This is a genomic window from Nonomuraea sp. NPDC050227 (assembly GCF_044459705.1).
GTDB lineage: Bacteria > Actinomycetota > Actinomycetes > Streptosporangiales > Streptosporangiaceae > Nonomuraea.
In genome coordinates this window covers 1,314,405-1,339,803 of record NZ_JBITJF010000001.1, presented here as the reverse complement: position 1 = coordinate 1,339,803, position 25,399 = coordinate 1,314,405, and the positions used below count along the sequence as shown (strand labels likewise).

Annotated in this window: 23 protein-coding genes; 5 read left to right on the top strand and 18 right to left on the bottom strand. The window is 72.9% G+C overall.

The features are described 5' to 3' along the window. Positions 1-11: 11 nt before the first annotated feature. Positions 12-818, bottom strand: a complete 807-nt coding sequence (locus tag ACIBK9_RS06825; protein ID WP_397155759.1) for an MIP/aquaporin family protein — start codon at positions 816-818, stop codon at positions 12-14. 110 nt (positions 819-928) lie between these two features. Here ACIBK9_RS06825 and glpD point away from each other — a divergent pair, with 110 nt between their 5' ends. Next, positions 929-2,611 carry a glycerol-3-phosphate dehydrogenase gene (gene glpD / locus ACIBK9_RS06820; protein WP_397155757.1) on the top strand — a complete coding sequence of 561 codons (1,683 nt, stop codon included), beginning with the start codon at positions 929-931 and terminating at the stop codon, positions 2,609-2,611. A gap of 43 nt (positions 2,612-2,654) precedes the next feature. On the opposite strand, the gene ACIBK9_RS06815 is transcribed toward glpD, so the two are convergent. The 3 genes from ACIBK9_RS06815 to ACIBK9_RS06805 form a co-directional block, all read right to left on the bottom strand. Continuing rightward, positions 2,655-3,641, bottom strand: coding sequence for a S66 peptidase family protein (locus ACIBK9_RS06815; RefSeq protein ID WP_397155755.1), 987 nt, complete (start codon positions 3,639-3,641; stop codon positions 2,655-2,657). Next, a complete protein-coding gene (locus tag ACIBK9_RS06810; protein ID WP_397155753.1) occupies positions 3,642-4,808 on the bottom strand; it encodes a HesA/MoeB/ThiF family protein in 1,167 nt (388 codons plus the stop codon). Between the two features lie 148 nt (positions 4,809-4,956). Then, positions 4,957-6,165 carry an MFS transporter gene (locus ACIBK9_RS06805; protein ID WP_397155751.1) on the bottom strand — a complete coding sequence of 403 codons (1,209 nt, stop codon included), beginning with the start codon at positions 6,163-6,165 and terminating at the stop codon, positions 4,957-4,959. A gap of 176 nt (positions 6,166-6,341) precedes the next feature. Here ACIBK9_RS06805 and ACIBK9_RS06800 point away from each other — a divergent pair, with 176 nt between their 5' ends. From ACIBK9_RS06800 to ACIBK9_RS06790, 3 genes are all read left to right on the top strand, one after another. Beyond that, positions 6,342-6,821 carry a hypothetical protein gene (locus tag ACIBK9_RS06800; RefSeq protein WP_397155749.1) on the top strand — a complete coding sequence of 160 codons (480 nt, stop codon included), beginning with the start codon at positions 6,342-6,344 and terminating at the stop codon, positions 6,819-6,821. 67 nt (positions 6,822-6,888) lie between these two features. Further along, on the top strand, positions 6,889-7,416 hold the full coding sequence (locus ACIBK9_RS06795) for a hypothetical protein (RefSeq protein WP_397155747.1): 528 nt from the start codon (positions 6,889-6,891) through the stop codon (positions 7,414-7,416). 25 nt (positions 7,417-7,441) lie between these two features. Beyond that, a complete protein-coding gene (locus ACIBK9_RS06790; RefSeq protein WP_397155745.1) occupies positions 7,442-8,350 on the top strand; it encodes a cation diffusion facilitator family transporter in 909 nt (302 codons plus the stop codon). On the opposite strand, the gene ACIBK9_RS06785 is transcribed toward ACIBK9_RS06790, so the two are convergent. The 11 genes from ACIBK9_RS06785 to ACIBK9_RS06735 all read right to left on the bottom strand — a co-directional run bounded on the left by ACIBK9_RS06785 (position 8,323) and on the right by ACIBK9_RS06735 (position 20,378). Beyond that, positions 8,323-9,078, bottom strand: a complete 756-nt coding sequence (locus ACIBK9_RS06785; RefSeq protein ID WP_397155743.1) for a hypothetical protein — start codon at positions 9,076-9,078, stop codon at positions 8,323-8,325. The genes ACIBK9_RS06790 and ACIBK9_RS06785 overlap by 28 nt on opposite strands. Before the next feature lie 137 nt (positions 9,079-9,215). After that, positions 9,216-10,049, bottom strand: a complete 834-nt coding sequence (locus ACIBK9_RS06780) for a hypothetical protein (protein ID WP_397155741.1) — start codon at positions 10,047-10,049, stop codon at positions 9,216-9,218. Continuing rightward, positions 10,046-10,885, bottom strand: a complete 840-nt coding sequence (locus tag ACIBK9_RS06775; RefSeq protein WP_397155739.1) for an ATP-binding cassette domain-containing protein — start codon at positions 10,883-10,885, stop codon at positions 10,046-10,048. Before ACIBK9_RS06775 ends, ACIBK9_RS06780 begins: the two co-directional genes overlap by 4 nt. Next, positions 10,882-11,685, bottom strand: a complete 804-nt coding sequence (locus ACIBK9_RS06770) for a zf-HC2 domain-containing protein (protein WP_397155737.1) — start codon at positions 11,683-11,685, stop codon at positions 10,882-10,884. Before ACIBK9_RS06770 ends, ACIBK9_RS06775 begins: the two co-directional genes overlap by 4 nt. Further along, the gene (locus ACIBK9_RS06765; protein WP_397155735.1) at positions 11,682-12,209 is read right to left on the bottom strand and encodes an RNA polymerase sigma factor; all 528 of its coding nucleotides are present in this window, start codon (positions 12,207-12,209) and stop codon (positions 11,682-11,684) included. The genes ACIBK9_RS06770 and ACIBK9_RS06765 overlap by 4 nt, the downstream gene beginning before the upstream one ends. Before the next feature lie 132 nt (positions 12,210-12,341). Then, positions 12,342-13,265, bottom strand: coding sequence for an ABC transporter ATP-binding protein (locus ACIBK9_RS06760; protein WP_352360871.1), 924 nt, complete (start codon positions 13,263-13,265; stop codon positions 12,342-12,344). Next, entirely contained in the window at positions 13,265-14,239 is a 975-nt protein-coding gene (locus tag ACIBK9_RS06755) for an ABC transporter ATP-binding protein (protein ID WP_397155733.1), read from the bottom strand. Before ACIBK9_RS06755 ends, ACIBK9_RS06760 begins: the two co-directional genes overlap by 1 nt. Continuing rightward, the gene (locus ACIBK9_RS06750) at positions 14,236-15,201 is read right to left on the bottom strand and encodes an ABC transporter permease (protein ID WP_358296429.1); all 966 of its coding nucleotides are present in this window, start codon (positions 15,199-15,201) and stop codon (positions 14,236-14,238) included. Before ACIBK9_RS06750 ends, ACIBK9_RS06755 begins: the two co-directional genes overlap by 4 nt. Further along, complete coding sequence (locus ACIBK9_RS06745) at positions 15,198-16,115, bottom strand: ABC transporter permease (protein WP_397155730.1); 918 nt, start codon at positions 16,113-16,115, stop codon at positions 15,198-15,200. The genes ACIBK9_RS06750 and ACIBK9_RS06745 overlap by 4 nt, the downstream gene beginning before the upstream one ends. Positions 16,116-16,149: 34 nt before the next feature. Further along, positions 16,150-17,787 carry an ABC transporter substrate-binding protein gene (locus ACIBK9_RS06740; RefSeq protein WP_397155728.1) on the bottom strand — a complete coding sequence of 546 codons (1,638 nt, stop codon included), beginning with the start codon at positions 17,785-17,787 and terminating at the stop codon, positions 16,150-16,152. 77 nt (positions 17,788-17,864) lie between these two features. Beyond that, positions 17,865-20,378 carry a collagenase gene (locus tag ACIBK9_RS06735; protein WP_397155726.1) on the bottom strand — a complete coding sequence of 838 codons (2,514 nt, stop codon included), beginning with the start codon at positions 20,376-20,378 and terminating at the stop codon, positions 17,865-17,867. A gap of 153 nt (positions 20,379-20,531) precedes the next feature. On the opposite strand from ACIBK9_RS06735, the gene ACIBK9_RS06730 reads away from it, so the two are divergent. Further along, positions 20,532-21,488 (top strand): LysR family transcriptional regulator, encoded by a 957-nt coding sequence (locus ACIBK9_RS06730; protein ID WP_358296418.1) that lies wholly within the window; start codon positions 20,532-20,534, stop codon positions 21,486-21,488. 25 nt (positions 21,489-21,513) lie between these two features. Here the strand turns inward: ACIBK9_RS06730 and ACIBK9_RS06725 are convergent, their stop codons facing one another. The 3 genes from ACIBK9_RS06725 to ACIBK9_RS06715 are packed head-to-tail and all read right to left on the bottom strand — an operon-like array spanning position 21,514 to position 25,382. Further along, on the bottom strand, positions 21,514-23,505 hold the full coding sequence (locus tag ACIBK9_RS06725) for a dipeptide ABC transporter ATP-binding protein (protein ID WP_397155724.1): 1,992 nt from the start codon (positions 23,503-23,505) through the stop codon (positions 21,514-21,516). A 12-nt stretch (positions 23,506-23,517) separates the two neighbouring features. After that, positions 23,518-24,423, bottom strand: coding sequence for an ABC transporter permease (locus ACIBK9_RS06720; RefSeq protein ID WP_358296413.1), 906 nt, complete (start codon positions 24,421-24,423; stop codon positions 23,518-23,520). Continuing rightward, complete coding sequence (locus tag ACIBK9_RS06715; protein WP_397155722.1) at positions 24,420-25,382, bottom strand: ABC transporter permease; 963 nt, start codon at positions 25,380-25,382, stop codon at positions 24,420-24,422. The genes ACIBK9_RS06720 and ACIBK9_RS06715 overlap by 4 nt, the downstream gene beginning before the upstream one ends. Positions 25,383-25,399: the final 17 nt, after the last annotated feature.

The window sequence follows — 25,399 nt, the reverse complement described above, 5'->3', positions numbered from 1 at the left end:
CTCCGTTCGGGTCAGACGCGGCCCGCGTCCTCGATGTCGGGCTCGGGCTCGGGGAGGAACCGGGCGATCATGAGCTGGTAGAGCCCGGCGCCGGCCAGGCCGCCGAGCAGGGGGCCGACGATGGGCACCCAGAAGTACAGGTCGCCGTACTGGTCGCGCCAGGCGCCGGAGTAGCCGGTGAGGTAGCTGGCCAGGCGCGGCCCGAAGTCGCGCGCCGGGTTGATCGCGTAGCCGGCGTCGGCGCCCCACGCCATGCCGATGCCGACGATGAGCAGGCCGATGACCACCGGGCCGAGGTTGGCGCCGGGCGCGAGGTTGTGCGAGTCGGACAGGGCGTACAGGACGAACATCAGGATGGCGGTGCCGATGATCTGGTCGCGGAACCCGCCCCAGGCGCTGACCGGGAGCGAGCCGTTGCCGGGCAGGGTGGAGAAGACGGTCTGGGTCTTCAGCGTGTGCCCGGGGTCCACCTTGTTCAGCACCTCGGTGTAGTTCCAGCGCACCAGCAGCGCCCCGACGAACGCCCCCACGGTCTGCGCCAGCGAGTACGGCAGCACCTTGGCCCACGGGAACCCGCGGAAGGTCGCGAACGCGAGCGTGACGGCCGGGTTGAGGTGGGCGCCGGTGATGCGGCCCGCGACGTAGACGCCGAGCGCGACGCCGATCCCCCATGCCCAGGCGATGCTGTCGTGATCGCCGAGGCCGGCCGCGACCACTTGGGCGACGACGCCCACCCCGAACAGGATGAGCACCATCGTGCCGGCGAACTCGGCGATGAGCTCACCGGCCAGTTCCAGGCGTTTGACACGTTCGACCACCGCTGCCCCCGCTTTCGTGGTGTCGGCGTTGTGTGCCATTCCCTGATCGGGGAAACGTATACGGATCGTGAGCGTTTGAGCACAAAGTGTTGTTCGGGGGATCCATGAACATGACCGGGGCGATGGACGCCAGGAACCGTCAGGCCGCCATCGACCGGCTGGCGGAGCAGTCCTTCGACGTGCTGGTGATCGGCGGCGGCGTGACCGGCGCGGGCGCCGCGCTGGACGCCGCCTCCCGCGGGCTGCGGGTCGCGCTGGTGGAGAGCCGCGACCTGGCCGCCGGCACGTCGAGCAGGTCGAGCAAGCTCATCCACGGCGGGCTGCGCTACCTGGAGCAGTTCGACTTCAAGCTGGTCCGCGAGGCGCTGAAGGAGCGCGACCTGCTGGTCTCGCGGCTGGCCCCGCACCTGGTCAAGCCGGTCACGTTCCTGTATCCGCTGCAGCACGGGCTCATCGAGCGGCCGTACGTGGGGGCCGGGCTGACCCTGTACGACACGCTGGAGGGCATGCGCCGGCCGATGCCCCGGCACCGGTACCTGTCGGTCAAGGAGTCGCGGCGGATGGCGCCCGGCCTGCGCGCGGACGCGGTGTCGGGCAGCATGATCTACTTCGACGCCCAGGTGGACGACGCGCGCTTCACCCTCACCCTGGCCAGGACGGCCGCCGCGCACGGCGCCGTGGTCGCCACCCGGACGCGGGTCGTCGAGATGCTGCGCGACCAGGGCAGCGAGCGCGTCGTCGGCGCCCGCGTGCACGACGAGGAGACCGGCCGCGACCTGGACGTCAGGGCCGACGCCGTGGTGGTGTGCGCGGGCGTGTGGACCGACCCGATCAACGGGCTGCCCGGCTCGGCGCCGGCCGGTTTCAAGGTCAGGATGTCGAAGGGCGTGCACGTCATGGTGCCGGGCGAGGTCATCGACTCGGCCACCGGCATGATCATCCCGACCGAGAAGAGCGTGCTGTTCATCATCCCGTGGACGCGGCGGCGGTGGATCGTCGGCACCACCGACACCGAGTACGACGGCGACCGCGAGGAGCCGGCCGCCACCGGCGAGGACATCGACTACATCCTCGACCACGCCAACGCCGTGCTGGCCCGGCCGCTGACCCGTGACGACGTGGTGGGCGTCTACGTGGGCCTGCGCCCGCTGGTGGCGGCCGACGAGAGCTCGGCGACCACGAAGCTGTCCCGCGAGCACGTCGTGGACGTGCCGGCGCCGGGCCTGGCCACGATCGCCGGGGGCAAGTTCACCACGTACCGGGTCATGGCCAAGGACGTGGTCGACGCGGCGCTGGAGGGCTTCGACGTGCCGGAGTCGGTGACCGACCGGCTGCCGCTGATCGGCGCGGACGGGCTGCCAGCGGTGCGCGCGTCCGTGCGGCGGCTGGCCGAGGACCACGACGTGGACGCCGACGTCGTGGAGCATCTCGTCCAGCGCTACGGCACGCTCGCGATGGAGGTGCTCGCCCTGGTCGACGACGACCGCTCGCTCGGCGAGCCGCTGGTGGAGGGGTGCCCGTGGATCAGGGCCGAGGTCGTGTACGCCGTCACGCACGAGGGCGCGCTGCACGCCGAGGACGTCCTGTCGCGCCGGACCCGGATGCTCATCGAGGCGATCCCCGCCGCGCTCGACGCGGCCCCGGTGGTGGCGCGGCTGATGGCGGGGCTGCTCGGCTGGGACGAGGCCCGGGTGGAGGCCGAGGCGGCGCGCTGCCGCACCCTGGTCGAGGCCGAGCGCAGGGCCCTGGCCGAGGCCACGGCCCCGCGCCGCGAGCCCGCCGCCGCGTCCTAGCGGCGGGTCACCGGCCGATCGAGGGGCGCCGGTCGATCGAAGGTCAGTGGCGGACGAGGGTCAGCGACGGTTCGGGGCCGACCGTCAGGCGGGCCCGGCCGCCGACCGGGAAGGTGGCCAGCGGGTTGGTGTGGCCGACGTCGACGTTGGCCAGGACGGGGACGTCCCGCAACCCCGGCTGCGTCTCGACGATCTGCTCAAGCAGGTCCCGGGTCATCTGGCTGGCCTGCTGGAACCGCCCGATCACCAGGCCGCGGACGGTCTCGGCGCCCGGGAGCTGGAGCAGCGAGGTGAGGTTGCGGGCGAAGATCGCCGGGTGGGACTCCAGGTCGTCCTCCACGATCAGCAGCGCGTCGTCGAGTGAGGGCATGTACGGCGTGCCCTGCAGCAGGTTCAGGGTGCAGAGGTTGCCGCCGATCACGCGCCCCTCGGCGGCGCCGGGCCGCAGCGGCCACCAGCCCTCGTTGGGCATCGGCTCGCGCCCGTCCTGGTCGAGGAACCACAGGTCGTCGGTCCAGTACTTCGACGCCCCCAGCTCGACCGGCGCGTCGCCGAACAGCACGGCGGTGAACCACTCCAGGGTCTGCTCGAAGTGGTCGCGCATCCCGAACGTCGACCAGTGGGGCCCCGAGTACGTGACCAGCCCGGCGCGGGCGAGGATGGCGTTCTGCAGAGCGGTGATGTCGGAGTAGCCGCAGAGGATCTTGGGGTTGGCCCGGATCAGCTCCCAGTCGAGGTGCGGCAGGAGCTCGTTGCAGTTGTAGCCGCCGATGACCGTCAGGATCGCCGCCACCGACGGGTCGGCGAAGGCGTCGTGCAGGTCGGCGACGCGGGAGGCGACGCTGCTGGAGTGGAAGGCGTCCCGCTCGTCGATGTGACGGCCGTAGGTGAGCGTCAGGCCGAGCTCGGCGAAGCGGGCGTCGATGTGCGCGGTGTGGTCGTGCTCCATGACCATCGCGCGCGAGCAGGCCGGCGCGACGACGCGGACGACGTCGCCCGCTTTGAGTTTGGGGGGATGGATGACGTCCATCTAGCGAAGCATAGGCGAGCCGCTCTCCGCCTCCGCCCACACGGCGAACGAGGCCGCGTCGGCGCCGTCGCCGCAGACCGGGCAGCCGTCCGGGTCGCGCGGCCACTGGGACATGACCTCCAGTTCGCCGGTCTCGAAGTGCACGTCGAGCTGGCGGCCCAGGGCGATCGGCTCGGCGTGGCCGGTGACCAGCCGGATCGCCTCGCCGGTGATCAGCGAGGCGATCAGTGCGATGTGCGGGGCGAAGGCGAGGGTGACCCGGCCGTGCTCGGCCCGCAGCGCCCCGGCGAGCTGGGCGAGGTAGCTGGGGTCGGCGCGTGAGTAGTACAGGTGCAGGCAGTCCATGCAGCCCGTCTCGTGCGGACGCACCGAGAACAGCCGGCCCCGGGTGACGAACGAGCCGCCGCACACGTACGGCACCCCTTCCTGCACGCAGCCGGCGTTCACCCGGCGCTGGGCGACGAAGGGCGGCTCGTCGATCGCGCAGATCGCGACGTCGGCGCCCCGGACGAGCCGGGCGACGTCGGCGGCCGAATCGATCCTGCGCTGCACGGCGGCGAACTCGACGCCGGGGTTCACCTCCCTGGCCGTCCGCGCGGCCACCGCGGTCTTGTACGCGCCGAGGTCGCTCTCCCGGTAGAGGAACTGCCGGTTCAGGTTGCTCAGCTCGACCCGGTCGTAGTCGACGGCCGTGATCCGGCCGAACCCGGCCGCCAGCAGCATGGGCAGGATGTACGAGCCGCCGCCGCCCAGGCCGAGCAGCACGCAGTGGGCGCCGCGCAGCCGGTCCTGCGGCTGCTCGCGGGCGGCGGACAGGCCGGCGTAGTGGCTGAAGTAGTTGACGTTGCCCTGGTAGCGGCGCGCGTCGCCGCCGTCGTACGGGCTGGGGCGGGCGTCCTCCAGGAAGCCGCGGCCGTCCAGGTCGCGTACGGCGCCGAGCACGTCCTCGACGCCGATTCCCGGGTGCGCCCGGCCCACGGCCGCGGCGACCTCGCCGAGCGTCCGGGTGCCGTCGAGCGCCTCGACGAGGGTCCAGAGTTGTCCGTACGGGTCGGTGAAGTCGACGGTGACGCCTGCCTGGGCGCCGATCCGGAACCGGGTGCCGTCCAGCCGGTACACCGGGTAGATGGGTTTGACGCGGATGAGACTGTCGAGCGAAACGGGCATTTTCCTTCGTCCTTGCCGTCGGGTCGGAAATGGCCGGACGGGCATCCGGGGGGGCGGCCGTACCCCCCGGATGCCCTCTTGCTGTCTGCCGCTGTCCGCGGCCTGTCGCCGGGATCAGAAAATGATCCAGCTCACCTCGACCGGCGCCTCAGTGCCCAGGTCGTTCATCTCGTACGTCATGCGATTCACCCCCTCTCGCGAATGTCCGGACCGGCCCGGAGACGAGACCGGCCACGCCTGCCGCGGCCACGAGGGCGGCGCCGAAGAGGAACACCGTCCTCGGTCCGGCCGCGGAAGCCAGGAGTCCCGCGAGCAGCGCGCCCACGGGGAAGAGCCCGAACGAGGCCACCAGCAGCGCCCCGGACACGCGCCCGCGCACCGCCGCGGGCAGCGTGGTGTGCACGACGGTGATCAGCAGCACGTTGCCCGCCGCGTTCGCCGCGCCCGCGCCGAGGAAGAGCGCCGCGGGCCAGACCCGGCCCTCGGCCAGGCCGACCGCGCCGAGCAGCGCGGCCTGCGGGAGCATCAGGAGCACCGCCGCCCGTACCGGGTTGCGCGGGGCGGGCAGCAGGCCCGCCGCGACGCTGCCCGCCAGCGCGCCGAGCCCGAAGGCCCCCAGCACGATCCCGTACGCGGTGGAGAACGTGGCCGGCGCGCTCTCGTGCAGCAGCGCCGGCAACCCGACCTCCAGGATCCCGGCGAACCCGAGATTGCCGACGGCGGCCAGCGTCAGGATGGCCCTGAACAGCGGGAACCCGCGCACGACGGCCCACATGCCGGGCCCGCCGCGCCCCCGCTCCGGACGCACCCGGCCGGGGCGCGGCCGGACGAACCACAGGGTCGCCACCGACACCGCGAACGAGGCCGCGTCCACGGCGAGCGCCGGCCCAGGGCCCAGACGGGCGACGAACACGCCCGCGACCACCGGCCCGGTCAGCGCGACGGCCTGCGCGGTCGCGTAGTTGCGGCTGTTGGCGCTCTGGACCCGCGACTCCTCGACGATGTCGGGGATGACGGAGAAGTTCGCCGGCAGGAAGGCGCCCCCGGCCAGGCCGAGCACCGCCGTGCCCGCCGCCAGCGCCCATAGCCGGTCCGCGCCGTCCCAGGCCAGGGCGCACAGCAGCCCGGCGGCCGGGGCCCGCACGACGTCGGCCGCCAGCATGACCGGCCTGGGCGCCCAGCGGTCCGCGAGCGGGCCGCCGAGCACGAGCCCGATCAACCGGAAGACGCCGTAGACGGTCAGCACCGTGCCGAGGGTCGCGGTGCCGTGCCGCAGCAGCACGATCCCCGGAAGGGCGACGACGAAGAACTGGTCGCCGAACCCGGAGAACCCCTGACCGGCGATGAGCAACGCCAACGACGACACCGGAGAACGGCGCCGCCCGCTGACGTGGCCGGTGTGGCCGGCGGGTATCAAGGACTCCGACGAATGACTCACGTAATACAGGGCGTTCCATCCCGTTCCGGACCCGTTCCATTCGCGCCCGGCCCGCGCGTGCGTCGGCCGGCCCGCCAGACAAGGGGGATCTCGGCATGACGATCCGGAAGACGGCGTCTCTCGTCGGCTCCTGCTGCCTGCTGTGGCCGGCGACGGCCTGCACGGCCGCCCCTCCGGCCGGTCCGGCGGCCGTACGGCGGGAGGCCACCCCGTCGGCCTCCCCCACCGAGAGCCCGGCGAGCCCGGCGAGCACGCCGCCACCCCGGCCCGCGGCCCTGCGCCTGCCCGGCGTGGAGGCCGGGACCACCACCGTGCTCAAGGCGGGCCCGCGGAAGGGCAGCATGGTCGTGGGCGACGTACCGCCCGGCAAGGACGAGCTGTGGGTGCTGTTCCGGTGCCGGGGCGACGGCAAGGCGGAGATCATCCTGGAGCCGGACGTCAACATGAGCTTCACCTGCCTCGACGACCTGATCAGCCCCGTCATGAACCGCCTCGACCTGGGCCGCGGGAAGACCCTGACGGTACGGGTCCAGGCTCCGGACTCGGTCGAGTGGGCCCTGCGCGTCACTCGTTGAGCACGTGCGGCGGCGCGCCGGGCGAGGCTCCGGGGCCGGGTCCGTCCCGGCGCCTAGGGTGTTTGCCATGGTCAAGTGGCTTGTACTCCTGCTGGCTTGCTCGCTGACCGGATGCGCCGATCCCGTCGGGACGGCCGGGCGCACGTCGCCCTCCGCGCCCGCGCCGCCCGAATCCGCCGCGTCCGAATCCGCGCCGGACGGGTCCGCGCCGGATGGATCCGCGTCGGGCGGGTCGTCTTCCGGTGCCGCCGCGGGCGAGGGCGGGCGCGAGGTCGGCGGGTGCGCGGACGCCCGGTGCGAGGTCACCCTCCGGGCGGGCGACGTCCTGAAGTTCGGGCAGCGTCACGGGGTCTCCCGGTTCGCCGTCGCGAGCGTCCAGGGCGACAAGGTCACGTGGGAGGCGGACTTCACCGGGGGCGGGGACATGAGCTCCCAGGGCGAGCAGGGCGGCGCGTCCACCTGCAAGTTCGACGAGGGCGGGGGCTGCTCGGGCTACATCCGGGGCGTCACCACGCTCACCCTGAACGACGTCGTCCTGCGCTTTCTCTCCTTCGACCGCGGCCGCGCCGTCGTACGGGTGACACCGAAGCGATGACCGCCGGCCGGGAGGTCGTGCCGTCATGAGCGCGCGGCCCAGCAGCCGGACCAGCGTGATCGTCACGATGGCGGTCGTGGGGGCGCAGGCCGTCGTCCTCGGGGTCCTGGCGGCGGTCACCGGCTCGGCCATCCTGTACGCCGAGGCCATGTTCAGCGTGGCCGACTTCGGGGTGGAGGTGTTCCTGCTCATCGGGCTGGCGCGGGTGGCGCGCCCGGCCGACGAGCGGCACCCGCTCGGCTACGGGCAGGAGATCTTCTTCTGGTCGCTGTTCGCCGCCGTGGGGCTGTTCGTGGGCGGGGGCGTCGCCTCGATCGTGGAGGGTCTGGGCGAGCCGTCGGCCTCGGGCGGTTCGTACGCGCTGGGCTACCTGGTGATCGTGCTGATCACGGTCAGCGACGGGTGGGCCCTGGTCGTCTCGGTGCGGGCGCTCGGCGCGCGGGCCACGGTCACCGGGCGGTCGTTGTGGGCGGAGCTGCTGGCCGGCAGCGACCCGGCGGCCAAGACCGTGACCCTGGCCAACGCGGCGGCCGTGGTCAGCGGCCCGATCGCGGTGGCCGGCCTCGCGCTGCACCAGGCGACCGGGAACGAGGTCTTCGACTCGCTGGGCAGCGTGCTGATCGGGGTCCTGCTGGTCGCCGTCTCGGGCCTGCTGCTGCGGCTCAACCAGAACCTCATCGCCGCGCCCAGCGTGGACGCCGCCGACCTGGCCCGCATCCGCCGCGCGATCGTCGAGGTGCCGGACGTCACCGGGGTGCGCGGGGTGATCGCGGTGATCGTCGGGCCCCACCAGGTCATGGTGGCCGCCCGGGTGACCCTCGCCTCGGCCACCGACCTTCCCCGGGCCGAGCGGGCCATGGCCGCGGTCGAGGAACGGCTGCGGCGGCGTCCGGAGATCCGCGAGGTCTACGTCACGCCGGTCGCCCCCGAATGAGCCCGCACCCGATCGAGCCGCGGCGACGGCACACGGGGACGCGGGTCCGGGAGTGGTGACGGGGCCGGTTGCGGTCGCGGGTCGCCCTGGAGCGGTGGCCGGGCGGGCTGGGGGCGCGAGTCCTGGAGCGGTGGCCGGGCGGGCTGGGGGCGCGGGTCCTGGAGGAGGGTTCTGATCTCCTGGCTGATCGTGTTCATGGCGGCGCTCAGGTCGTGCAGGAGCCGGTCGGCCGCGGCCGGGTCGGTGCGGTGGCCGGTGGCGGCGGCGTCGACCGTCCCGGCCAGGTCGCGCAGGGCACGGCCGAGCCCTTCGCGCAGGTCGTGGTGGAGGCGGCGACGTTCCTCCTCGCGAATGGCGAGCACGCGTTCCCGGGCCCGGCGCAGGTCCGCGGTGACGGCCATGCTGTGGGCCGCGCCGGCGACGTACGGGGTGATCGCGGCGACCGTCCGCGGGTCGGCGGACGGGGTGATCAGCAGGCGGCCCACCGCCCGTCCGTGCCACACCAGCGGCACGTCGGAGGCCACCGGCCCGGGCTCGCCCGCCGCGATCCGCACGCCGGCCAGCTCCACGGCGACCCCGGCGGCCGGCAGCCCGTCCCGTACCAGCTCGACCACGGCGGCCAGCGCGGCCTGCGGCCCGGTGGAGGCGACGGCCCGCCGCAGCCGCCGGACCAGCGACGCCCCCACCCACCCCCGCACACCCGGCACCCGGACCAGCAACGCACGCACCCGGCCACGCACACCAGGCGCCCGCAAGAGCAGCGCACGCGCCCGGCCCCCCACACCGGGCGCGCGCACGAGCAGCGCACGTCCCCGGCCCCCCACACCGGGCGCCCGCACGAGCGGGTGCCGCGAGGCGGGCGGGGTCACGGGAGTTGCCGGGTGGCGGCCACGGCCGCGATCGCGACCAGGGCGGCGCCGACGCCGAGCCAGAGCCAGCGCCGAGCCGCGTCACGGATCATCGCCAGCGCCCCGGCCCCCAGGCTCAGCGCCAGCAGGTAGAGGGCGTGCCAGTCGGGCGAGCCGGCCACGAACCCCACGGCCTCCAGGTACGGCGGCGGCCCCCACCGCGCGAACTCGACGTAGAAGCCCAGCATGGTCAGCGTCGAGTGCAGCGGCTCCACGACCCCGTTGACGGCGATCAGCACCAGCATCACCAGGACGGACGCCCCCGGCCACGGCAGCCACCGGGCCACCGCGACCCCCAGCGTGCCGGCCCCGAGCACGCACAACGGTCCGGCCCCGATCTCGTACAGGCTCGGAAAGCGCTCAAGCTCGACGCCGGCGACCGCGTAGACCGCCGCCATGACGGCCTGCATCGCGCAGGCGAGCAGAAACGGCCCCAGCGCGGCCAGGCAGGAGGCCGCGGTGCGCAGGTCGCGCCCGGCGGGGGTCGCGGCCAGCAGCTCGTCGGTGCCCGCACGTCTGGTCGCCGAGGCCGTGAGAACGGCGGCGAAGAACAGCGGCACGCCCAGCGGGAGGACGAGTGCGTTGGTGAGCGCGCTGTAGGCGGGCCGGGGCGCCCATTCCGTGGCGGCCAGGCCGATCAGGTGCAGGACCAGGCCGGTGATCGCGAGCGGGTGCAGCATCAGCCGCCGGGTCTCGGCCAGCGCGAGCGAGGGCAGCAGGTGCGCGGGGCCCGCGCCGTTCTCCAGTTCGTCGGGTTCGCCCGGCGCGACGGGGCTCGCGTGGCGCGTCATGCCGTCGTCTCCGTGGTCGCGCCGGTGAGGAGCAGCAGGTAGCCGTCCTCCAGGGTGGGGTCGGCGGGGCGGGCGTCCCCGGGGGCGGGGCCGAGGCCGCGGTACAGGCCGTCGCCGGTCCGCCGCGAGCCGCCGCCCGCCTTCTCCGCCGACACCCAGACCTGCCCCTCGGCCAGCGCCCGGAGCTCGGCGGGCGTGCCGGTGAACGCGCACCGGCCGCCCTTGAGCACGACCACCCGGTCGCAGAGGGCGGCGACGTCCTCCGTCTGGTGGGTGGACAGCACGACCGCGCGGTCCTGGCCGAGGCGGGCGACCAGTTCGCCGAACAGCAGCCGCTGCTCCGGGTCGAGACCGGCGGCGGGCTCGTCCAGGAGGATCAGCTCGGGCTCGCCGAGCAGGGCCTGGGCGATGCCGAGGCGCCGCTGCATGCCGCCCGACAGCGTACGGACGCGCCTGCCGCTCACGGACGTGAGCCCGACCTCCTCGATCACCCGGCGCACCTCGTCGTGCCTGGACCGGCGGTGTGTCATCTCCTTCAGGACCGCCACGTAGTCGACGAACTCGAACGCGGTGAGTCCGCGCTGGAAGCCCAGCTCCTGCGGCAGGTAGCCGAGCCTCCGCCGGATCTCCAGCCGGCCCGCGCCCGGGTCGCGGCCGAGCAGCCGCAGCTCGCCCCCGTCCGGCGCGAGGACGGTCGCGAGGACCCGGACGAGGGTGCTCTTGCCCGCGCCGTTCGGCCCGAGCAGGCCGGTGACGCCCTTGCCCGCGCTGAGGGTGAGCCCGTCCAGGGCCCGGTGGCGGCCGTAGGTCTTCACCAGACCGACTGCCTCGATCATGAGAACTCCCTGCGGCGGACGACGAGCAGCACGACGGACACCACGATGACGGCCAGGTAGCCGGCCTGCCCGGCGGCCCCGAACATGGCCAGGTCCGGCTCGCGCACGTTCGTGGCGACGACCGCGGCCACCCAGGGCACGGTCACCGCGACGGCGCAGCGGCGCGGGTCGTACCGGCTGGACAGCGCCAGGGTCAGCGAGGTCAGGGCGAGCGAGGGCAGCAGCCACGCGGCCGTCGCCCAGCCGCCGCCCGGCAGGGTCAGCCCGGCCGCCAGCGCCAGCGCCGACGACGACGCCACCACGGCGGCGGCCCGCATCAGCATCAGCCGGAACGTCGAGTACGGCGCGGCCAGCCCGATCTCGTAGGCCGGATCGCCGTCCCGCCCGAAGGCCACGGCGACCCCGGCCACCGGCACGACCGGCGCCAGCGTGAGGAACGTCAGCAGCCCCCACCGGGTCGTCTCCCCCGAGGCCAGCGCGGCGAAGAACAGCGCCACGGCGCTGGCGGCCAGCCACGGCAGCCGCAGCGAGGTCGTGGCGCCCAGCAGGCGGGCGGTGTGCTCGCGCACCCCGGCGGCCCGCAGCAGCCGTTCGACCGGGCGGGGCGCGGGCGCGTCCACGGCGTCGGCGATGTCGTCCCAGACCCGGTCCAGGCGGGCCCGCGGCACCCGCGCGGCCAGCAGGAGCCGGCACTGCTCGCAGGCCAGCAGGTGGGCCTCGACGGAGGCGGCGGGCGTCGCGGCCAGCTCGCCCGCCGCGTACGCCGCGGCCATGCCGTCGTCCATGTGCCAGGCGGTCACGCCAGTTCCTCCCTCAGCAGCGCGCGGGCGCGCATCATCCGGGTCTTGACCGTGCCGGCCGGGATGCCGAGCAGGCGTCCGGCCTCGCGGGTGGTCAGGCCGTCCAGCACGGTCGCCTGGACCACGGCGCGCAGCTCCGGTGAGAGCTGGTTGAGGGCCCGGCCGAGCTCGCCGTACTCGATGCCGAGCAGCACCTGCTCCTCGGCGGAGACCATGACGTGCTCGTGGGCGGGCAGCGCCGCCGCGGGGCGGCGGCGCAGCTGGTCGAGCAGGCGGCGCACGCCGATCCCCCAGATCCAGGCCGCGACCTCGCCCCGCCCGTCCCATTTGCGCGCGGTACGCCAGACCGCGACGAAGGTGTCCTGGACCGCCTCGTCCACCACGGCCGGGTCGGCGCAGCGGCGGGTGAGCCGGAGGAGCAGCCAGGGCGCGTGCCGGGCATAGAGGACTTCCAGCGCACGCCGGTCGCCGTCGGCCACGGCCTCCAGCAGCCGGGCGTCCTGCCACGTCTCGTGCTCGCTCACGGGAGCCCGTTCATCGGTGTCATGCCTCTCTGTCGCGTCCCTCCGCTCCGGCGGTTCACGATGAGAGGAAAGTACTGGCGGCGACGACCGCTCCGGCCGCCGCCGCCTTCCGGGATCCCTACGCGGGCCCGCTCACTCCTCCGGGAAGTGGCAGCTCACCTGCCGTCCCCTGACCGTCGTGAGCGCGGGCGGCTCGGTCCGGCACAACGGCTGCGCCTTCGGGCAGCGGGGATGGAAGGTGCAGCCGGGCGGCGGCGCGAGCGGGCTGGGCGGGTCGCCGTGCAGGACGATGCGCTCCCGCGTGGCCTCCACCTCCGGATCGGGCACCGGCACGGCCGACAGCAGCGTGCGCGTGTAGGGGTGGGCGGGATCGGAGTAGACGGTGTCCGACGAGCCGGTCTCCACGATCCGGCCCAGGTACATGACGGCGACCGTCTCGCACATGTGCCGCACCACCGACAGGTCGTGGGCGATGAACAGGTAGCCGAGCCCGAGGTCGGCCCGCAGGTCGGCGAGCAGGTTGACGATCTGGGCCTGGATGGACACGTCCAGCGCCGAGACCGGCTCGTCGCAGACCACCAGACGGGGCCTGGAGGCGAGCGCGCGGGCGATGCCGATCCGCTGCGCCTGGCCGCCGGAGAACTCGTGGGGGTAGCGGTCGGCGTGCTCGGCGTCCAGGCCGACGAGCCGGAGCAGCTCGACCACGCCGTCCCGGTCGACCGTCCGGCGCGGCCCGGCGACGATCTGCCGGACGGTGTGGCGCGGGTTGAGCGACGCGTACGGGTCCTGGAAGATCATCTGGAGCCGGCCGCGCATCGGCAGCAGGGCCCGGGGGCCCAGATGGGTGATGTCGTGGCCGTCGAAGGTGACGGTCCCGCCGGTGGGCTCCAGCAGCCGCACGATCATGCGCCCGGTGGTGGACTTGCCGCAGCCCGACTCCCCGACCAGGCCGAGCGCCTGGCCTTCCGGCACGTCGAAGCTCACGCCGTCCACCGCCCGGACCCGTTGCCCGCGGCGTCCGGAGAAGGTCATCCGCAGGTCGCGCACGGAGAGCATCAGTGGTCGGCTCCTTCCAGGTGGCACGCGACCCGGTGGGGGTCGCCGGTGAGCGGCGGGCGCGTGGTCGCGCAGACGTCCAGGGCGGCCGGGCAGCGCGGGTGGAACCGGCAGCCCGGCGGCGGCGCGAGCAGCGAGGGCGGCGCCCCCGCGATCGCCCGCAGCCGCGCCCGGCCGGGGGCCGCCGCCGTGCCGGTCAGCGCGTCCGGCAGCGCGGCGCCCGGCACCGAGTCCAGCAGGGCCCGCGTGTACGGGTGCAGCGGCCGTTTGAAGATCTCCCTGGCGGGGGCGTGCTCCACGGTCCGGCCGCCGTACATGACCAGGACGTCGTCGGCCATGCGCGCCACCACGCCCAGGTCGTGGGTGATCAGGACGACCGCGAGCCCCCGCTCCCGCTGGATGCGCGCGATCAGGTCGAGGATCTGCGCCTGGACGGTCACGTCGAGCGCCGTCGTCGGCTCGTCGGCGATCAGCACGCCCGGCTCGCAGGCCAGCGCCATCGCGATCATCGCCCGCTGCCGCATGCCGCCCGAGAAGCGGTGCGGATGCTCCCCGGCGCGCCGCCGCGGCTCCGGGATGCCCACCTCGGCCAGCATCTCGACCGCCCGCTCGCGGGCCGCCCGCCGACCGGCCCGGCGGTGCAGCCGGTACGCCTCGGCGATCTGCTCCCCCACGGTGAAGAAGGGATGCAACGACGACAGCGGATCCTGGAAGATCATCGACACCGCGCTGCCGCGCAGCCGGCGCAGCCGTTCGGCCGGGGCCCCGACGAGCTCCTCCCCGTCGAGCTCGATCGACCCGGCGACGGTCGCCCGGCGGTGCAGCCCCAGCAGCGACAGCGCGGTCACGGACTTGCCGGAGCCCGACTCGCCGACGACGCCCAGGGTCCGCCCCCGCTCGACGCCGAACGACACGCCGTCCACGATCCGGACGTCGCCGAAGCTCACCGACAGGTCGCGCACGGAAAGGATCACGAGTACCTCACCCTGGGGTCGATGACCGCGTAGACCAGGTCCACCAGCAGGTTGGCCAGCACGATGAAGAAGGCCGCGAGCAGCGTCGTGCCGAGGATCACGGGCTGGTCGGACTTGACGATGCCGTCGTAGGCGAGCCGGCCGACGCCGGGCAGGCCGTACACGGTCTCGGTGATCATCGCGCCGGCCAGCAGGCCGCCCAGGTCCATGCCGAAGACGGTGACGACCGGCGTCATGGCCGCGCGCATGCCGTGCTTGGCTACGACCGTCCGCTCGTGCAGGCCCTTGGCGCGGGCCGTCCTGATGTACGGCTCGGCCATCGTCTCGATCATCTGCGCCCGGGTGAGCCGGGCGTACATGGCGGCGTAGAGCGCGGCCAGCGTGACCCAGGGCAGGATCAGGTTGCCGGCCCAGGCGGCGGGGTCGTCGGTGAGCGGCACGTACGCGGGGTACGGCAGCAGCCCGGTCACCCGTACCGCCAGCAGGAGCAGCACCATCGCCACGAAGTAGACCGGCAGGGACGCGCTGGTCAGCGTGGCGATCATCAGCGTCCGGTCCAGGGCGCTCCCCCGGCGCAGCGCCGACACCACCCCGACCGTGACGCCCACGGCCAGCCACAGCAGGGCCGCGCCGACCGCCAGGGACGCGCTGGCGCCGAGCCGGTCGATCAGCAGGTCCCAGACCGGCAGCGCGTTCTGGTAGGAGAAGCCGAGGCAGGGCACGTGGCAGCCGGGGCGCCCGGCGACGATGCCCGCGACGTAGCCGCCGAACTGCTCCCACAGCGGCCGGTCCAGCCCCATCTGCGCGCGCACCTCGGCGACCCGCTCGGGCGTGCAGGTCTTGCCGCACGCCTGGACCGCCGGGTCGGACGGCAGCACGTAGAAGATCACGAAGGTCACCGCGCAGATCACCAGCAGCACGCCGGCGACCGCGAGGGCCCGTCTGGCCAGGTACGACGTCATTGTGCCGCCCCCTTGGGGTCGATGGCGTCGCGCAGGGCGTCACCGAGGAGGGTGAAGGCCAGCACGGTCAGGAACAGGCAGGTGCCGGGGACGAGCAGGTACATCGGGTCGACCTCGTACCAGAGCATCGCCTCCTGGATCATCTGCCCCCAGGAGGCGGTCGGCGGGCGCACGCCGACGCCGAGGAACGACAGCGCCGCCTCGGTGCCGATGTTGGCGGGCACCGCGAGCGTGGCGTACACGAGAATCGGCGCGGTGATGTTGGGCATGATCTCGCGGAAGACGATGACGCCGTTCAGCGCGCCGCCGACCCGGGCGGCGTCCACGTACTCGCGGTGCTTGACGGAGATCGCCTGCCCCCGGACGATCCGCCCGATGTACGGCCAGCCGAACCCGCCCATCACACACACCAGCAGGACCATCCGGTCGCCGTCCGGCATGACCGAGATGAGGGCGATCATGAAGATCAGGCTCGGGAACGACATGAGCAGGTCCATGGTCCGGCTGATCACCGCGTCCGCCCAGCCGCCGAGGTAGCCGGCCAGCAGCCCGAGCACGGTGCCGAGCAGCACCGACACCAGCGTGGCCAGGGTGGAGACCATCAGCGAGACGCGGGCGCCGTACACGACGCGGCTGAACACGTCGCGGCCGTTGACGGGCTCGACGCCGAGCCAGTGCTCGCCGCTGACGCCGCCCAGCGCCCCCTTGGGCACGCCCGCCAGCTCCTGGTCGATCGCGGAGGGGTCGAAGGCGTCCGGCGGCCAGCCGTTCAGCTTGGTGAGCAGCGGCGCGGCGAGCGCGACCAGCACCAGGACCGTCACCACGACCAGCGCGAAGCGGGTGGCGGCGCCGCCCAGCAGGCGCTTCCTGACCAGCCGGGCGGGCGGGCTCGCCGTGACGACCGTCGCCGTCATGTCCGGCTCCGCCGGTATCCGGGGTAGCCGTTCCTCACTTCTGCCTCACCCCCAGGACGGCGAAGTCGAGCTGCCCGGACCAGACGGGATGGCCCACCGCGCCGGAGACGTCCTTGCCGACCAGGATCGGCTTGCGGTCCCACGCGTACGGCACCGCCGGCGAGGACTGCATGACCTGCCGGTCGAGGTCGACCCAGGCGGCTTCGGCGGCCTTCGGATCGCTCATGGCCTGGATCTCGTCGATGCGCTTCTGCACCGCCTCGTCGCGGAACTGCCAGACGTTGCCGGAGTTGCCCTTCTCGACGATCGTGCGCCCGTCGAACAGCAGCGGCAGGAACGTCGCCCCGGACGGGTAGTCGGGGCACCAGCCGTAGGTGAACAGGTCGGGCGTCTTGGCGGTGTCGCCGACGGTGTCGTAGTAGACGGAGGGATCGACGGGCGTGAGCACGACCTCGACGCCCGCCCGCTTCAGCGACGCCTGCACGGCCTCGCCGAGCGCCTTGTCGCCGGTCGAGATCGTCATCCGCACGTTCAGCGTCTTCCCGCCCAGCAGGGCCTTGGCCTTCTCGACGTCCCCGGTCGGCGGGAGGTGGAACACGTCCTGCGGCGTGCCGCCCGACAGGGCCGGCGGCAGGTAGGAGGTGGCGATCGAGGTCATGGCCGGGCCGCCGGCGGCGGTCTGGAGCGCCTGCTTGTCCAGGGCGAAGTGCACCGCCTGCCGGGCCTTCACGTCGTCGAAGGGCGGCTTGGAGGTGTTGAAGCCGATCATGTCGGTGCATCCCGACATGGCGTTGACCAGCCGGGACTTCACGTCCGGCCGGGGCAGGATCTTGGCCAGGCTGGCGGCGCTGACGTCGGTGTAGGCGATGGAGGTGGCGTCCTCGCCCCTGCTCTCGATGAGCCGGTCGTCGATCACGCCCTGCCGCAGTCCTTGCTTGACCACGATGCGGTCGGGCGCGGCCTTGCGCACCGGGTCGGTGGCCGCCGACCAGTGCGGGTTGCGCACCAGGACCATCTCCTTGCCCCGGTCGTAGCGCTCGATCTTGTACGGCCCGGAGGAGAAGGGCCGGTTGTCGTACTGCGCGCCGGTCTCCTTCGCGGCCGGCACCGGCGCGAACGTCGGCAGCGTCACCGTCGAGGAGAACTCGGCGACCGGCCGCTTGAGTCGGAAGACGATGGTCCGGTCGTCGGGGGTCTCGATCGAGTCCAGGTGCCGGCCCTTCAGCGGGCCCTTGTAGCCGTCGGCGCCGGCCAGGTAGAGCTGGGCGTAGTTGGGGCCGCCGGGCAGTTCGGGGGCGAAGGAACGCTCCACGTTGTACTTGATGTCCTTCGCGGTGACGGGGGTGCCGTCCTCGTACTTGACGCCGTCCTTGAGGGTGAAGGTCCACACCTTGCCGCCCTCGGAGGCGGTGCCCAGGTCGGTGGCCAGATCCGGGACGATCTCGTGGCTGCCCGCCTTGAAGGTGGTGAGGGTGCGGTAGAGCAGCCGGATGCCGAAGTCCATCTGGGGCATCGTCCAGTTGCGGGCCGGGTCCAGGTGGGAGAAGTCCTGGTTGGACAGGATCGTCAGGGTCCCGCCCCCGGCCGCCGTCGCCGGGGTGGCGGCCTTGCCGCCGCCGCAGGCCGCCACGCCGAGCAGGAGCCCCGCGGTCAGCACGTTACGGAGAGTCACGGATCACTCCAGTGAGGTGAGAGGGCCCGGGCCGGGACCGGCGGGAGAGGGTTCGCCGGCCCCGGCGCCCGGGCGGTCTAGTACTCGGTCTTGACGCTCGCGCCCGAGAAGGTCTGCGCGGCGTGGAGGCTGATGTAGTTGTAGCCGGCGGGCGGGTTGTTGATCACCAGGGTCTCGGCGTTGCCCGACGCGGTGGAGCGCTGGGTGTAGGCCGAGGTGGTGGCCCAGGTGGCGGCGTTGTAGTAGAGGTCGGCGTTCCCGGTGCCGCCGGAGGCGGTGATGGTCAGCCTGGCCGTCCCGGCGGGCAGGTAGATGTAGAGGTAGGCGTAGTTGCCCTGGGTGGCCGACAGGTTGCTGCGCTTGCAGTTCTTGTCGAGCTTGCGGGTGTCGGAGGCGGTGCACTCCGGCGTCGAGCCGCCGCCGGTCGTCACCGTGACCTGCTTCGACGTCGTCGCGGTGGCGCCGCCGTCGTCGGTGACGGTCAGCGTGACGGTGTACGTGCCCTGCGCCGCGTAGGCGTGCGACGGGTTGGCCGCGGTGGAGGTGGCGCCGTCGCCGAAGTCCCAGCGGCGGGCGGCGATGGTGCCGTCGGAGTCGGTGGAGGTGTCGGTGAAGGCGGCCGTCAGCCCGCTGGCCGTGGAGGTGAAGTTCGCGGTGGGCGCCTGGTTGCCGGTGCCGCCCCCGGAGCACGCCCCGGCCGCGCAGGCGGCGAGCCAGGTGTACCAGTCGGAGTCGTAGCGGCTGCCGAGCGTGCCGGTCAGGAACGACCTGGCGGTGCTCCACGCGCCGGTCCGGTACGAGCCGAGCAGCGTCGCGACGTCGGCCGGGTGCTTGTCGAACATGTAGCGGACGGCCAGGTAGCCCCACCGGTAGATGCGGGTGGTGTCATGGTCGTAGGTGGTGTTCCACAGCGTGCTCAGCGCGTACGTGCGCTTGCCCGCCTCGGTGATCGCCGCGTCGTAGACGACCTTGCGGTAGGAGTAGGAGACGTACTCGGCGAAGCCCTCGATCCACCAGATGGTCGGCGTGCTCACCCCGGCGTTGAAGTCGCCGTACATGTCGAACCGGCCGTCGAGGTAGTGGGTGTACTCGTGGTTGAGGTTCCAGATCTGGAAGTCGGGGCGCAGCCACTCGGCCTCGTAGGCGATGAACCTGGGCTGGTTGCCCGCGGCGGCGGGGTCGCCCTCCAGGTACATGCCGCCGTTGTTGGTGTCGATGCCGAACATCGCGCCGGCGTAGGTCTGGTAGTCGGTGCTGGAGTCGAAGACCACCACTTCCAGCGTGGTGTTGTTGTCGCTCGCGACCGGGCCGTTGTCCTTGACCAGGTTGTGGAAGAAGGCGTCCTGGTTGGCCAGGCTGGCGCAGGTGGCGGCGAGCTGGCTTGAGGTGACCTCCTGGGCCCGGATCCTGATGCTGGCGCTGCAGGTGTGGGTGATCGGCAGCACGGCGGCCGTCAGGCGGGCGGCCAGGTCGCAGGTGCCGTAGTAGGAGCAGTTGGCCTTGTCGTAGGAGTCGGTCATCTCGGCCACGCCCACCCACAGCGGCGCGGTGGCGCCGGTCATGGCGCTGCGGCCGAGCAGGTTCTTGGCCAGCGGCCGGACGACGGCCTGCAACGTCGTGTGCTGCAGGAAGCGGCCCAGCTCGCGCCCGGCGTTGGAGACGAGGTAGGAGCGGTCGGTGCCGAGCATGTTCAGGTGGTTCGCGGCGAAGGCGTTCAGGGAGTCCAGGACGCTGCGGTCGGCCTGCACGGCGCTGACGAACGCGGGCACCTGGTGGCCGCGGAACAGCACGGTGTAGACGTTGTTGACCGCGTTGAGCATCCACCACGACGCGTCGTAGGAGCTGTTGTAGCCGTCGAGCAGGCGCTTGACCACGTACAGGTAGCGGTCGTTCTGCTCGGCGCTGTCAATGAGGGTGACGGCCTCGCTCAGCACCTCGCCGTTGGCGTCGCTGACGGTCGAGGACCGGGAGTTGCCGAAGAAGGCGTCCAGGCCGGACCGGATCGCGGTGGTGAGCGCCTGGCCGTACGAGCCGACGTCGCCGGAGTTGTACCAGTGGACGTAGTAGCCGGCCCGCAGGTAGAGGACGAGCTGGGCGGTGCTTGTGGTGTTGTCGCCCGGGTAGTTCGCCGAGTTGTCGCGCAGGGCGTAGGCGACGGTCGTCATCTGCGCCTCGCGGAAGGCGTTGTAGGCGTCCGTGCCGGTCAGGTTGAACAGGGTGTTGACGCAGTCGGTGGCGCTGGCCTTGATCTGCTGGACCAGGGCGCTGCCGGTGCGGCTGGTGAAGTCGGAGACGTTGCAGGCGGCGGCCGCGGCGACGCTCTTGCGCGCCGACGGTCTGGCGTGCTCCGGCCGGGTGGCGGGTTCGTCGTAGTCGCGGCGGAGGGCGTCCTTGGCCGCGGGCTGGGGCGCCCGGTCACGGGTGTCGAGCCGGGACTTGCCGACGTGCGGCGCGTCGTCGGCCGGGACCGCGAGGCGGGCGGCCGGGGGCGGTTCGGCCGCCGCGCTCGCCGGTGTCGCGGCGAACGGCGGGAGTAGGGCTAATGCGGCCAGGGGGACGATCATCCGCCAGCCGTGCAGGACCTTGCGCACAAGAACCTCCGGGGGGTATCCGCATGGATGCGAGGTCGGGTACGAGTGTGCGGTCCGTCCGGAGGGCGTGGTCATACGACGCCGCATAAGTGTTGCCTATGGGCGTTCCCAATCCGTCGCCAAGAGCCATCACATGTCACATAATCCTGAGCTATGGACCTGGATCTCCGGCATCTCCGAATGGTCTGTACGATCGCCGAGGCCGGCAGCGTGACCAAAGCGGCCGCACGCCTCGGGCTGTCCCAACCGGCGATCACCACCCAGCTCCGCAGGATCGAGGAGATGGTGGGCGGTGAGCTGTTCACCCGCAGCCGGAACGGCGTCGAACCCACCCAGCTCGGACGTCAGGTCATCGCCCGCGCCCGGATCGTCCTGTCGGAGATCGACTCGCTCTTCGGCGACCTGCACGACGCGAACCCGGCCGTCACCGGGCTGCGGCTCGGGTGCAGCCACCTGGCGTGCGTGGCCAGCGTGGTGGACCGGGTCGGCGAGGCGTTACCCGGCCGGTCGATCTCCCTGCGCATCGAGCCGTCCAGCGTGCAGCTCGCCGACGCGCTCACCCACGGCCAGCTCGACGCCGCGCTCATGGGCATGATCGAGGGGTTCGACGTCCCCCTCACGCCGCCGGTCGTCACCCGCACGCTGGTGCCCAGGTATCCCATCTTCGTGGCCATGGCCGCCGGGCACCCGCTGGCCGAGCAGCCCGAGGTGCACCTGTCCGACCTCAGGAACGAGCGCTGGATCAGCCCGCCCGGCGCCGACGACGGCTCGCTCGCCGCCCTGCGCGCCTCCTGCCGGGCCGCCGGCTTCGAGCCGGACGTGCGCTACGACGCCCCCAGCGGCGCCGGCCGCCCGCTGGTCGCCGCCGGGCTGGGCGTGCGCCTGGTGGACCCGACCTGGCCGGTGCCGGAGGGCACCGCCGTACGGCCACTGGCAGGCGAGCCGCAGGTCGGGCACCTGGTCATGGCCTGGCGCAGGGACCTGATCGGCGCGGACGCGGCGGCGGCCATCTACCGCGGGCTCGCCGCCGCCTTCGAGGACCACATCGACGACAACCCCCTCTTCCGCCGGTGGTGGGACGAGCACCCGGGCGCCCATCCCCTCCGCTGACGGCCCCGATCTGCGCGCGTGGGCCTCACTCCGCCGTGCGCAGCGGGAAGTGGCAGGCCACCTGGTGCTCGCCGCCCGCCAGCGGCGGCTCGGTCTCGCAGATCTCCTGGGCGAGCGGGCAGCGCGTCCTGAACCGGCAGCCCGAGGGCGGGTTCTGCGCGCTGGGCAGCTCGCCCTTGATGGCGACGCTCGTGTGCGGCGCCACGCCCGGCTCGGCCGAGGGCACGGCCTCGATCAGCGCCTGCGTGTACGGGTGCCGGGCCTTCCTGACGACGTCGCGGGCCGGCCCGACCTCGACGAGCTTGCCCAGGTACATGACGCCGATCCGGTCCGACATGTAGTCCACGACGGACAGGTCGTGGCTGATGAACACGTACGACAGGCCCAGCTCGCGCTGGAGGTCGCGCATGAGGTTGAGCACCTGGGCCTGGATGGAGACGTCGAGCGCGCTGACCGGCTCGTCGCACACGATCAGCCGCGGCTCCAGGGCCAGCGACCTGGCCAGCCCGATGCGCTGGAGCTGGCCGCCGGAGAACTCGTGCGGGTAGCGGTCGAGCACCCGTCGCGGCAGGCCCACCTGGTCCAGCAGGGTGCCGATGCGGGAGCGGCGGCCGGCCCGGTCGCCGGCCTGCTGGATCTCCAGGGGCTCGGCCAGGATGGAGTCGATGCGCATGCGCGGGTTCATCGCCGCGTAGCTGTCCTGGAACATGAGCTGGACCCGCCGGTGCATGGCGCGGCGGGCGCGCCGGTCGAGCGTGGCGATGTCGGCGCCGTCCACCACGATCTGGCCGGAGGTGGGCTCCTCCAGGCCGACGATCAGCCGGCCCACGGTCGACTTGCCGCAGCCCGACTCGCCCACGAGCCCGAACGTCTCGCCGGGGCGCACGTCGAAGCCGACCCCCGCGACGGCGCTGACCTGCGGCGCCTTGCGGCCCAGCGAGCCCGTGCCGTCGTAGTTCTTGACCAGGTCGCGGACGGACAGGATCGGCGCGGCCCCGGCCTGCGGCCCGGCCCGGTCGGGCCGCGGCCCGGCGGCCTCGGCGCGCGCCCGCGGCTGGAGCACCGGGTGCAGGCAGGCGTGCTGGTGCTCGCCGCCGGACAGGGTCACGTCGGTGGTGCGGCACTCCTCGGTCGCGAAGCGGCAGCGGGGGGCGAACCGGCAGCCGGTCATCGGCCGGGACAGGTCCGGCGGCAGGCCGGGGATGCTGTAGAGCGCGCCGTCGTCGTGCTCGGCCGCGCCGGGCAGCGACTCCATGAGGGCCTCGGTGTAGCGGTGGCGCGGCTGCCGGAACAGCTCGGCGGTGGTCGCGGCCTCCACCACGCGGCCGGCGTACATGACGGCGACCCGGTCGGCGCGGCTGGCGATCACGCCCAGGTCGTGGGTGACCAGGATGACCGCCATCTGGAACTCCTCGCGCAGGTCGTCGATGAGTTCCAGGATCTGGCGCTGGGTGGTGACGTCGAGGGCGGTGGTCGGCTCGTCGGCGATGAGCAGCCGGGGCGAGCAGACCAGGGCCATGGCGATGACCACGCGCTGGCGCATGCCGCCGGAGAGCTGGTGGGGGTAGGCGTCGGCGATCTTGTCGGGACGCGGCATGCCGACCCGGCGCAGGATCTCCACGGCCCGCTCGCGCGCCTCGGCCTTGCCGACGCCCTGGTGCACCCGGAGCGGCTCGGCGACCTGGGCGCCGATGCGCATGGTGGGGTTGAGCGAGGTGAGCGGGTCCTGGAACACCATGCCCATCTCGACGCCGCGGATCCTGCGCATCTCGGCGGGCGGCAGGGACAGCAGGTCGCGGCCCTCGAACAGGATCTCGCCGCCGACGACGCGGCCGCCGGACGGCAGCAGGCCCATGATCGACAGGGCGGTCATGGTCTTGCCGCTGCCCGACTCGCCGACGATGCCGAGCGTCTCGCCCTGCCGCACCTCCAGGTTGACGTGGTCGAGGGCGTGCACGACGCCCTGACGCAGCGGGATGTCGGTGCTGACGTCGCGCAGGCGCAGCAAAGGGCTCATGTTCCGTTCCTCCTAGCGCCGCCGGAGGCGGACCTCGAAGACGTCCCTCAGCCCGTCGCCGATGAAGTTGAAGGCGAGGACGATGAGGATGATGGCGATCCCGGGCGGGTACAGCAGCCACCAGTAGCCGCTGTAGGTGTTGGCGAGGCCGTCGGAGAGCATCCCGCCCCAGTTCGCCGCGGGCGGCGGCACGCCGAGGCCGAGGAAGGACAGGTAGGCGACGTACAGGATGGCGTCGGCGACCTGGAAGGTGGCGTTGACGATCACGGTGCCGATGGCGTTGGGGATGATGTGCCGCCGTACGGCCCGGCCGCCGGTGCCGCCCATCGACCGCATGGCCTGGACGTACTCGCGCGAGCGCAGGGTCAGCGCCTCGCCGCGGACCAGCCGGGCCGGGCCCAGCCAGGCGAAGGCGCCGATGATGAGGATGAGCATCGGCACGGTCGGCGTGACGATGGTCGCCATCAGCATGAACAGGAACAGCGAGGGGATCGACATCATCGCGTCGACCACCCGCATCATGGCCGCGTCCACCCAGCCGCTGGTGAAGCCGGCGATGGCGCCCCAGATCGTGCCCACGACCGTGGCCAGCACGCCGGCGGCCAGCCCGACGACGATGGACGTCTGCCCGCCGAGCAGCAGGCGGCCGAGCTGGTCGTAGCCGACGCCGTCGGTGCCCAGCGGGTGGCCCGGGGTGCCGGGGGCCAGGTAGACCGACGCGAGGTCGGTGTGCACCTGGTCGGTCCGGTAGAACAGCGGGCCGAGGAAGCACAGGCCGCCCAGCACGATGAAGATGATCAGGCCCAGCAGGGCCAGGCGGTTCTCGGCGAACACGGTCAGCGCCTGACGCCACTGGCCGCGTACGGGCGCCTCTTCGGCGGGGACCGGCGTGCCGGTCGCCTCGGCGGACGCGGTCATGAGCGGGCCGCCGTCCTGAGCCGGACGCGCGGATCGACGGCGGCGTACAGCAGGTCGGCGAGCAGGGCGCCGAGCACGGTCGCGATCGCGATGATCAGCGTGACGCCGAACAGGATCGGGAAGTCCCGCTTCAGCGCCGCCTGCCAGAACAGCTGGCCCATGCCGGGGTAGTTGAACAGGGCCTCGACGACCAGGGCGCCGCTGAACAGCGCGGGCAGGTACATCCCGAGCAGGGTGATGACCGGGAACAGGCCGTTGCGCAGCGTGTGCCGGGCGACGACGCGCGTCTCCGACAGGCCCTTGCTGCGGGCGGTGCGCACGTAGTTCTCGTTGAGGTTGTCGACCATCGAGGAGCGCACGTACCGCGAGTAGACGGCGACGGTCACGATGGCGAGCGTGACGGTGGGCAGGACGAGCCCGGCCGGATCGGCCAGCACCTCACCGAGGGTGAACCCCTGCGAGGCCTCCGGCGGCAGGATCGGCCAGACCTGCGAGAAGAGAATGATCATCATGAGACCCATGAAGAAGATCGGCGTGGCGTAGGCCAGCAGCGACAGGGTGGTGATCGTGTAGTCGGGCCACCGGTTGCGCCGCATCGCCTGGACGACGCCGAGCGGGATGGCGACGACGACGGCCAGCATCGTCGAGAACAACGACAACACCATGGTCTTGGGCAGCCGCTGGCCGATGGCCTCGGCCACCGACTGGTTGAGCTGGAAGGAGTAGCCGAGGTCGCCGCGCAGGAGGCGGCCGATGAACATGACGTACTGCTGGATCCAGGGGCGGTCGTAGCCCATTTCGTGGTCGAACGCCGCCAGCTGGGCCAGCGTCGCGTCCTTGCCCAGGGTGGCCCGCGCCGCGCCGCCCGGCAGGAGATGCAGGATGACGAACGTGATCATCGTGACCAGCACGACGATGATCAGGGCCTGGCCCAAGCGGGTGATCAGATACCGGGCCACGCGGGGCCCCTCCTTGT

Coding starts and splice junctions, on each gene's coding strand:
- glpD (WP_397155757.1), top strand. CDS start 929: ATGACCGGGGCGATGGACGCCAGGAACCGTCAGGCCGCCATCGACCGG.
- ACIBK9_RS06750 (WP_358296429.1), bottom strand. CDS start 15,201: ATGACGTCGTACCTGGCCAGACGGGCCCTCGCGGTCGCCGGCGTGCTG.
- ACIBK9_RS06725 (WP_397155724.1), bottom strand. CDS start 23,505: ATGAGCCCTTTGCTGCGCCTGCGCGACGTCAGCACCGACATCCCGCTG.
- ACIBK9_RS06800 (WP_397155749.1), top strand. CDS start 6,342: ATGACGATCCGGAAGACGGCGTCTCTCGTCGGCTCCTGCTGCCTGCTG.
- ACIBK9_RS06795 (WP_397155747.1), top strand. CDS start 6,889: ATGGTCAAGTGGCTTGTACTCCTGCTGGCTTGCTCGCTGACCGGATGC.
- ACIBK9_RS06815 (WP_397155755.1), bottom strand. CDS start 3,641: ATGGACGTCATCCATCCCCCCAAACTCAAAGCGGGCGACGTCGTCCGC.
- ACIBK9_RS06780 (WP_397155741.1), bottom strand. CDS start 10,049: ATGACGCGCCACGCGAGCCCCGTCGCGCCGGGCGAACCCGACGAACTG.
- ACIBK9_RS06810 (WP_397155753.1), bottom strand. CDS start 4,808: ATGCCCGTTTCGCTCGACAGTCTCATCCGCGTCAAACCCATCTACCCG.
- ACIBK9_RS06790 (WP_397155745.1), top strand. CDS start 7,442: ATGAGCGCGCGGCCCAGCAGCCGGACCAGCGTGATCGTCACGATGGCG.
- ACIBK9_RS06775 (WP_397155739.1), bottom strand. CDS start 10,885: ATGATCGAGGCAGTCGGTCTGGTGAAGACCTACGGCCGCCACCGGGCC.
- ACIBK9_RS06720 (WP_358296413.1), bottom strand. CDS start 24,423: ATGACCGCGTCCGCCGAGGCGACCGGCACGCCGGTCCCCGCCGAAGAG.
- ACIBK9_RS06745 (WP_397155730.1), bottom strand. CDS start 16,115: ATGACGGCGACGGTCGTCACGGCGAGCCCGCCCGCCCGGCTGGTCAGG.
- ACIBK9_RS06730 (WP_358296418.1), top strand. CDS start 20,532: ATGGACCTGGATCTCCGGCATCTCCGAATGGTCTGTACGATCGCCGAG.
- ACIBK9_RS06760 (WP_352360871.1), bottom strand. CDS start 13,265: ATGCTCTCCGTGCGCGACCTGCGGATGACCTTCTCCGGACGCCGCGGG.